The following is an 8,863-nucleotide window of genomic DNA, read 5'->3' on the forward strand; positions in this document are numbered from 1 at the left end:
AATATGAATCTAACTATTCCTACGTGTGGTTCTTTATTGATTGATAATTACTCTTGTCAATGATTGCATAAATATTAACTAACACTAAATTAGAAAAATTCTGTAAATGATTATGCTATAGGTTAAAGATAAAAAAGTGGCATGTTAGGTTTTTTGAATTTTGTAAATGCTAATTTTCTTGTATTGAACAACCTTCTTTCTTTGGATGGTTGTTGGTCGTTTGATTTTCAATTATTGATAGTTTTGATTTTATAAATGAATTTTATTTGTAATTATTCGTAATGCATTTTCTTGTAGATATATCGTTTTTTTTGCTAGTTATAATGTCGTAAATGGCGGGTGTGACCGTCTCCTTATTGTAAAAGACATAATACTTGCTATCTTGCGCATCTAGTTAATATATGGATGAACTCAGAGGGAAGCATGCGAAACCTAAGTCAAATCGGTCTAATATCCACAATGTGTCTTTTTTCGTCCATCGCAATCGCGAAGGGTGAAAGATATGGTGGTTCAGTAAATATGCTGAGCATAGACACTATAGAATATGAAGAAGGACCGAGTGGCCAAGTAGATGCTCTGCGTTACGGGTTCGTCCATACACGTCCAATTGATGAAAGTAACAACCGATGGCGTTGGTGGCTAGGTTTTAATTATTTGGCTGAAGACGACATCGAAGCTCCAAAGAATGGCGTTTATAACGAGGTAACCAATTACGAATTTCGTATTGTGCCTCAGTATGCTTTAGGTAGCTGGTCGGTGTTCACACCTTATATAGGTGCAGGCTTGTCTTTAGGTTACTCGCAATACTCAAACCGTTGGAAAGTTGACGACCAAGGCTTTCGTTCCGGCGAACAACTTGAAGATATCGATCAATTTGAAGCTGGCGCTGTTGTGACTTTTGGTAGTGTGATCAAGTTAGGAAGTAACCCAGACGCTCATTTACAAATAATCCCGCAAGCTTCATACATCTTACCTTTTTATAACGAAGGTCTAGGTGGTGTCGAGTTTAGTGTTTCTCTTCTGTTTTAAAGGCTATTCATGCGTATAAATCAATTGGTTTTGGTGATCTCGAAGTGCCCTGAAGAATATGTTGGAGCTAAAAGTATCGAGATGCCTGAAGAAGGTGGATCTCTAGGGCGAGAAGCAGGTTGTACAGTGACTTTAACGGATCACAACCGATTCATATCTGGTACGCACTGTCTATTGAGTATATATGGAGACACTTATTACATTAGTGATGTGAGTACAAATGGCACATTGGTTAATGGTAATAAGATCCTTAAGAATCAGCCAGTCTCATTATGTGACGGCGATAGAGTGTCTTTGGGACAATATGAAGTGAGTATTTCTCTTGAGTTGGTAACGACTTCATACGACATAGCTTCTGAAATAGCACCAGAAAGAGATTCAACAGACCCTTTAATGAACTTGGAAGAGTCCGTTGTTGAAGAAGAGACAGAGGCAGGCACGCTAGAAGATCTCTTTATGGAAACGAAACCTGATGGTGTTGAGACCCATGATCCCGTCGAACACTTAAAATTCTCAATGCAAAGAGATGATGACTACCTTGTTAGAGACGAAAGCAACGATAAAAGCCTTACGAAGTCATCGACAGAACATCAAAGGCAAGTCGTTGATGACAGTCTGAGTATCCATTCTGAGTTTGACCTTCCTAGTTTGATTCCTGAAGATTGGATGGGGATGGAAGAAGAACAGCAGGCGAACCTGAAAGCTAAAGATGTCGCCGATGATCAAGCTAAGATATCGAACCGTTTAAAACCAGCAAGCGTTGAAGGTTCAGATCTTAAGTCAGATACACCTAACGGCAGTTCAGGGACTCTCAAAAATAAACTACCAGAAGTGCCACCTGTCACTATTATACCTCATTCTACAAACATACAGAGCCATAAGTGGGAAGAGGTGACACAAGAATTTGTCTCTCATACCGAACCCCAAGAGCAGCCTGTTGAAAGTGAGAGTAGAACTCAGAATAATATCGCATTGAGTGAAACTTCTTACGAACATGAAAATGTAACACATGCATTCTTTGAAGGACTGGGTGTTGACTTAGAGTCTGACACGAAATATGACGCTCTATTTTTTAAACAAATGGGCGCTTGTTTACGATTGTGTATCGATAATTTGTACAAAGATTTACAGAGTGTTGAAGAGCTTACTGACGAAAGTTCATTTGCCCACAATGATCTTAGCCTAACTACATTGATGTTAACGCTAAATAGTCAAAATCTATTGGCTCCAAATGAGCTAATTGAACAGATACTGGATGAACTTAGCGAGCACGATACCTTATATGCGAAGGCAATTAACGATTTGGTATTGGAGCAACTAAAAGCGAATGATCCTCAGCAGTTTGCAAACACTTTAAGCCAAGAGACACGCTTCCTTAGTAAGTCAAAGTTGTGGAAAAAGTACAGTGAACATTATGAGCAAAGTACTAGACAATTCAATGAGTCAACTTTTAAAGCGTTGATGAAAGACAGATACAATAAGGTTGCAAAAGCTGATCATGCGTAAACTTATAATCCCCATTACCTTGTTTCTATTATCAGGTTGCTCTATGTGGGAGCAATTTAAAGAATCATCTGGAATTACACCAGAAACATCTTCAATTGAACTCGTGATAGAAGCGTCAGAACTTCTCAATGTACGAGAGCAGGGACAATCTTCGCCGGTCATTCTGAGAGTTCATGAACTCACTTCACCTGTTTTATTTCGTAGTTTGGATTTCTTTGCTCTATTCGAAAATGATAAAGCGTCCTTAGGTGATGAGTATATTAAACGATATGAATACCAACTGCAGCCGGGCGATGAGCTACATGAGATTTTAGAGTTAGATCCAACGACGCGTGCATTAGGTTTTTCTGTGGCATTCAGAGATATTGATGGCTCGTCTTGGCGGAAGGTTGAAGTGATCGAAGAAAAAAGTGAGTACTTTCTGAGATTAAAAGTAGAGGGTAGTGAATTATCTTCGAACAATACTCGCGGTATTGAACAGACGTATTTTTAAGGAACTGACGAATGTCTTTATATAACCCAGTTGTTTGGCAAGATGGTATGTTCATGAAGCCTCAACACTTTCAGCAACTCGATAGGTCTCAAGGCAAGTTATCTAACATGCTTAGCTCTAATAGCTCTCCCTTACACTGGGGAGTGAAAAAAATTGAGATTAACACTGAGCTACTGGCACTTGGCAAAATCGGGATCACACGAGCAGAAGGTATCTTACAAGACCGTACTCCATTTGATTTACCGCTTCTTGCTGAGCTTCCAGAAGTAAGAGATGTTGACCCTTCTATTGCGGATAAAGTGGTGTATTTATGCTGTCCACTGCCATCAGAACGATCTGAACTCTTTGGCGGAAATGGAGACGGTGCTCGCTATAACATGGAAACCCAAGAAGCCGTAGATGCATGTTATGAATCAGAAGATATGGCAAGTATTGTGGTGGGTAAGCTTAACTTTTTCTTAATGTACGATCATGAAGATAAGAGCGCATATACATCAATTCCCATTTTGAAAATTTCGGAAGTGAAGCCAGACGGAAGCATCATTCTGGATGACAACTATATTCCGACGTGCATTGATATTCACGCATCTACAGTTTTGAGCAAGTTCGCGACGGAATTCGCGTCAATGCTTAAACACAGAGCCGAATCGATTGTTCAGCGTTTAGGTGTGGTTGACCAGCAGGGCGTATCGTCTGTTGCTGATTTTATGTTGTTACAAGCCTTGAATCGTTATGAGCCGTTGTTCTGGCATTTTGCAAGTGTGGAAGGCGTTCACCCAGAGTCATTTTATCGGATCCTGTTACAAGCGGAAGGTGAATTATCTACACTGTGTTCCGCATCTCGCAGACCACAAGAGTTTACAAAATACAACCATAGCCAACTGACCGATTGTTTATCTCGTACGCTTGATAGCGCGAAAATGACATTAAGTGTTATGTCAGAACAACGTGCAATACCTTTAACATTGAGAGAGCAAAGCTACGGAATTCGAACTGCAGCAATTCCAGACAGTAAAATTGTCGAATCTACGACGTTTATTCTTGCTGTTAAAGCAGACGTACCACTTGATATTCTGCATACGCAGTTCGTAAGCCAAACCAAGATTGGTTCGATCGACAATATTCGCGATTTGATCAACTTACAATTGCCTGGTATTGAAATGAAACCAATGCCAGTGGTACCTAGAGCGTTGCCTTATCATGCTGGCTATACTTATTTTGAGCTCGATAAAGCGAGTGACGAATGGAATGCATTGAATAACACGGCAGCAATCGCTGTACATATTGCTGGCGACTTCGCGAACTTATCACTACAGCTTTGGGCTGTACGTTTATGAGTTACGCCGAAAACGATGTCACCGTAGTACTATTTCAACCAGAACCAGGCAAACCAATGGAGGTTATGCCTGCACCTGATTTATCTAGAAATATTGCGGTAAGAGACTTAAACGTGGAGAGCATGGGTGTTAACCCGTTGGTCGATCAGTTTACCTGGTTAATAGCCAGTCTCTCATGTATGTCTTCGATTCCTTGGTTGGACGATCCTGGCCCTTTTAGAGAACAAGTTGCTCGAGAAATTCGCAAAGGTGAACGAAAGCTCAATGAAATGGAGTTGGATCGGGCATCAATATTGGTCATACGCTATTGCTTATGTGCTGCAATAGATGAATCTGTGTGTAGGCAAGAGTGGGGGGCAAACAGCCATTGGAGTACCAATAGCTTATTGTCGGAGTTCCATAACGAGACATCTGGCGGCGATAAGTTTTTTACTATTTTAGAGCGCTTGAAAGCTGATCCACGAAAATATAGACACGTTATCGAATTCCTTTATTTATTGCTTCAACTTGGGTTCAAAGGTAAATACGGCCGAGAAGAGCGTGGTAACGAAAAGCTTTCAGAGATAGGAAATACTATCTATCGCTTAGTTAGAGACGAGCGTTTAGCTGAGCAGGAAAAAGTAACGTTAGTTAACTTAAAGGCGAAGTACTTAAAAAAACCGCTCAAACGGGTTATTTCCCCTAAGTTAATTCTTGGCGTCAGTACTGTCATCTTTGGCGTTATGTATGCCGCGACTTACTTGGTCATTGACCTAAAATTTCAGCAGTTACTGGATGTTTATCAATAGCATTAGATTTAATTGTGAGATCTTCTGTCCGTTTTTAAAAATAGAATCGAAGTAACAGTCTCATCCTTCATTTTCACTACGTACTTAGAGAGATTGCAGCAAGCAATCTCTCTTATCATACATCTATTGGAATTTAATTGGATTTACTATGGGCGTAACAGTTTGTGCTAATGGACTCAGCGTAGTTCATCAAGGCTCAGGAGGAGAAGCGAACGCAACACTTCCTGATGTTTGTTTAACAACAGTCGGCAAACCTGTTGTTCCTATCCCTTATGGTAACAATGCAAAGTCCGCCGATTTAGCGGGAGGCACCACTACCGTCTCTATGGATGGCGGCAACAGCATTGCAATTAAAGGCAGTAAATTCAGCGCCAGTACTGGCGATGCAGGTGGTGATAAAAAGGGCGTAGCTTCTGGCACTATTGAAGCCGAGGCCGAATTCATATCAGCTTCTCCTACCGTTAAGTTCGAAGGTGTCGGTGTATGCCGCCTTTCTGATCAAATGACCATGAATAAAGCCAACACTATGTGTTTAGGCGGTGCTCAAAACCCTTCGGTTTCTGTGACAGAAGAGCAAGAAGGGACGTATACGGTAGACCTGTTTCTTTCTTATTCTGATGGAGAACCTGTTCAAGGGGCTACATATAAACTGATTGATCAAACCGGCGCTTCCTTTGAAGGTACATTAGATAATGTAGGCAAAGCTTCGGTGAGTGGGGTTGCACCTGGTGAATTTAACATTGACTATGGTGAAGATAGTCGCGAATTCATGCCAAACATCCCAACTAAAACCAACCCTAATTTCAACCCAAATGCGAATGCCCAATTAATTATTGAAGAAGCCAAACGAGGTGAGGTTGGTTTCTGGGAAAATTCTTGGAAGAGAATGTCTGGCGCTGCCAGCTGGATCTGGGGGGTAATTTTAGGTGACTTTAATGATGATGCATCGGTAGAGCAAATCATTGCAAACACAGCGCTGACAATGATCCCCGTCGTAGACCAAGCAGCAGATGTACGAGACCTTTCAGCAAATATCATGACACTATTAAGTGAAGAAGAACGAGATAAGCCAGAAAATTGGTTGGCACTCTCTTTGACTTTGATCGGTTGTGTCCCAACGTTTGGTAGTGCAGTTAAAGGTACATGTAAAGTTGCTTTGAAAGGTGGTAAGGGTACATCGAAAGACACTTTACTCGCGGTACTTCGGGGGATGGGCAAAGGTGATCCAGAAAAGTTCTTGCGTACATTAAAATGGGTTGATTACGCCAAGCAGGCGAGGAATATTGTATCGGATGTTCTAAAACCTTGTATTGAAGTGGCGAGTGAGCTTGCTTCTTACGCTAATCGCATGGGAGCTGATGAACTAGCAGAGTACTTCTTAAAGTTAGCCGACGAAGTGAAAACAATCGATAAAATGGTGCCAGATAAACTAAAAGAAGCGATGGGTGAGTTTGACCAGTTATTCGCTCGAATTTTGGGTAAAGGCGAGCGAGCTTATCCTGCAAAAGTTAAGCACAACACTGGTAAATCTGCTCAGTCAGGGAAGAGTGCGGATAAAACTAATGAGGAAAAAGACAAAAAAGAAGTTAAGTGTAAGGTCTGCTGCAGAATTGCTGGTAAAAAGAAAGGTCAATGTCAAGAAGCATTAAAGATGTGAGGTCTATATGGGTATACAAACAGATAAAGGACGTTGGTCCCGTTCGAGCCTAAAAACAAAGAAAATTAGTTCAGTTAGAGATAAACACCCTTTAAACTTTCAAGCATACTCGGTAGCGGCTCACCACTTGATTTCTTGTGAAGTAGCGAAGAAATTATCGAGCGTTCGAAAGAAGCAAATCGTGTACAAAGGTTATGATATAAACTACCTGTTTAACTTAACTTTCTTACCTACAATCGACCAGGTTTCATGCCAATATAGGGTACCTCTACACAAATCAGGACACACGGATCAACGTTTAGAAGAGTACTATCAGGCAGAAACGGGTACTAGCATTGTGCAAGATCTTTCATCTTTGGAGGCCAATGTTGCTAATGAAACGAATTCGTTTAAATCTGAATTATTAGAAGGGGACTTGTCGTTGATTACAAGTCTATCTGGGTATCATAAAGTCGTAGCTTCTATGCTTGCAAAAAAACTAAAAAGTGTAGATTGCGATACTAATGCTCAAGAGTACGTAGATACTCTAGATGAACTATCCCTTGATATTGCAGACTTAATCGGAAATCATAAACTTCACTTGATAGCCCGAGGAAGACACCTCAGTAATACAGGCACCGGATGTCATTTTTGTAGGAACTCCGGTGGTGATCGAAACCATTACGATTTGAGTGATGTTAGTTACAGAAGACCGGTACCGACTAAAGAAAAGGTAAAGGCATTTTGCTATGAAGGCAGTTCGTTGAAGACGATAGGAGAACAACAGTAAGCTATGAAATTCTCAATAATTAGTGAAAACTTTCAAGTTTCTAGTACGAGCTTTACATGTATCGATAATAGAGAGCCACTATATAGTAAATCCGAATATGAACCTACGAGCTCGAAATCACCAATAGTGTGGGAAGCACTGGACGGTTCGACTAAGCAAGTTGGAAATATAGCCGATAATGGGGATCTTTGTGTTACCAAGGAGTTTGCTGAGATCGTGATGAGCTTTGACCCTTATGGTATAGAGTGCTACCCAGCGACACTAAAATTAAGTGATGGCTCGTTGACTGATAGATATTTACTTGCTCTTAACAATGTTATTGATGTTATTGACGATGTTAAGTCTCGAACTAGAAAATCTCCTAAGAGAAACAAAATCCTTGTTATGGAGTTGTATTTGTCAAAAGATAAGCTAGTACAAATACCTTTCCAAAAACGTATTTTGTTTAGGGTGCAAGGCGCTGATACTGCGACAGTGTTTTGTGAGGAAATTTACGATCTAGTAGCTAAAGATGACCGTTATTCTGATTTGAGGATGTTTAAGCTAGATTGCAATCAAGAAGTACCGAAATATTGAGGCGATAATGAAAAATCAATATAGTGTTTTATCAAAGCAAAACTTAACAGAGTTTCCATTTCAACAAACTCCAAAGCCAATTGTACCTGTCGAACCAGACTTATTACTGGAAATGACTTTTTCACCAAAGCTTTTTGTTATTGGCGATATCGCTTCAAAAGTAGAACAATTGGTTGTGCACGGTGTGGAATGGTTAGATGCTCGTGTCGATTGCTCCCCAAGCCAACCATCTGATGATCAAATTAAGGTGTATGAAGACTATCGGATGCCTTACATTCACCAAACTTACAAATTGACCAATCAAGAAAAGCAATTTGGTAAGTTAAATTGGATCGATGCTGAAAATACTGAGTTTGATTTTTCTAAGTTAGAGAGCATTCCACTAGAAGAAAGGCTGATCTTCAAATTAGAAGAAGATTATGGCTTGGTTTTTATTCACCAAAGCGTGATTGATTTACTTAAGCAACATGTTAAAGATGTTTGGGTTAGAGACGTTTAAATAAATCGCTGTCAGGCGCTTTTTTATTTTCAGGCCTAAACCACCTACTTCAGTAGGTGGTTATCATTCAGTTTGGTTTTGCCTGTAGTTCTACCCATGTTAAATGCTCCCTTGATTTTTAGCGAAGTCAAAGAGGACAAATAACATGAGCAGATATAATCAAGCTTCCCACGTATTTTGGAGATGTCAATAGGCTTTGTTTCCTAAAT

The 8,863-nt window shown here is 40.3% G+C and carries 9 protein-coding genes; all 9 read left to right on the forward strand.

The window, feature by feature from the left end; genetic code table 11:
- The first annotated feature begins 423 nt into the window (after positions 1–423).
- Positions 424–1,029, forward strand: coding sequence for a hypothetical protein (locus AB4517_RS18640; protein WP_029235799.1), 606 nt, complete (start codon positions 424–426; stop codon positions 1,027–1,029).
- 9 nt (positions 1,030–1,038) lie between these two features.
- Positions 1,039–2,535, forward strand: a complete 1,497-nt coding sequence (locus AB4517_RS18645) for an FHA domain-containing protein (RefSeq protein ID WP_017066222.1) — start codon at positions 1,039–1,041, stop codon at positions 2,533–2,535.
- A complete protein-coding gene (gene tssJ / locus AB4517_RS18650) occupies positions 2,528–3,028 on the forward strand; it encodes a type VI secretion system lipoprotein TssJ (RefSeq protein ID WP_029222546.1) in 501 nt (166 codons plus the stop codon). Before AB4517_RS18645 ends, tssJ begins: the two co-directional genes overlap by 8 nt.
- A gap of 11 nt (positions 3,029–3,039) precedes the next feature.
- Entirely contained in the window at positions 3,040–4,365 is a 1,326-nt protein-coding gene (tssK, locus tag AB4517_RS18655; protein WP_017062572.1) for a type VI secretion system baseplate subunit TssK, read from the forward strand.
- Positions 4,362–5,153, forward strand: a complete 792-nt coding sequence (icmH, locus tag AB4517_RS18660) for a type IVB secretion system protein IcmH/DotU (protein ID WP_192890933.1) — start codon at positions 4,362–4,364, stop codon at positions 5,151–5,153. Before tssK ends, icmH begins: the two co-directional genes overlap by 4 nt.
- Positions 5,154–5,301: 148 nt before the next feature.
- Entirely contained in the window at positions 5,302–6,810 is a 1,509-nt protein-coding gene (locus AB4517_RS18665; RefSeq protein WP_372149149.1) for a PAAR-like domain-containing protein, read from the forward strand.
- A gap of 7 nt (positions 6,811–6,817) precedes the next feature.
- The gene (locus AB4517_RS18670) at positions 6,818–7,579 is read left to right on the forward strand and encodes an AHH domain-containing protein (protein WP_372102474.1); all 762 of its coding nucleotides are present in this window, start codon (positions 6,818–6,820) and stop codon (positions 7,577–7,579) included.
- A 126-nt stretch (positions 7,580–7,705) separates the two neighbouring features.
- A complete protein-coding gene (locus tag AB4517_RS18675) occupies positions 7,706–8,155 on the forward strand; it encodes a hypothetical protein (protein WP_372149152.1) in 450 nt (149 codons plus the stop codon).
- Between the two features lie 7 nt (positions 8,156–8,162).
- Entirely contained in the window at positions 8,163–8,654 is a 492-nt protein-coding gene (locus AB4517_RS18680; RefSeq protein ID WP_372149155.1) for a hypothetical protein, read from the forward strand.
- The last annotated feature ends 209 nt before the right edge of the window (positions 8,655–8,863 follow it).

Source organism: Vibrio sp. 10N.222.52.C3 (assembly GCF_041474195.1).
GTDB lineage: Bacteria > Pseudomonadota > Gammaproteobacteria > Enterobacterales > Vibrionaceae > Vibrio > Vibrio crassostreae_C.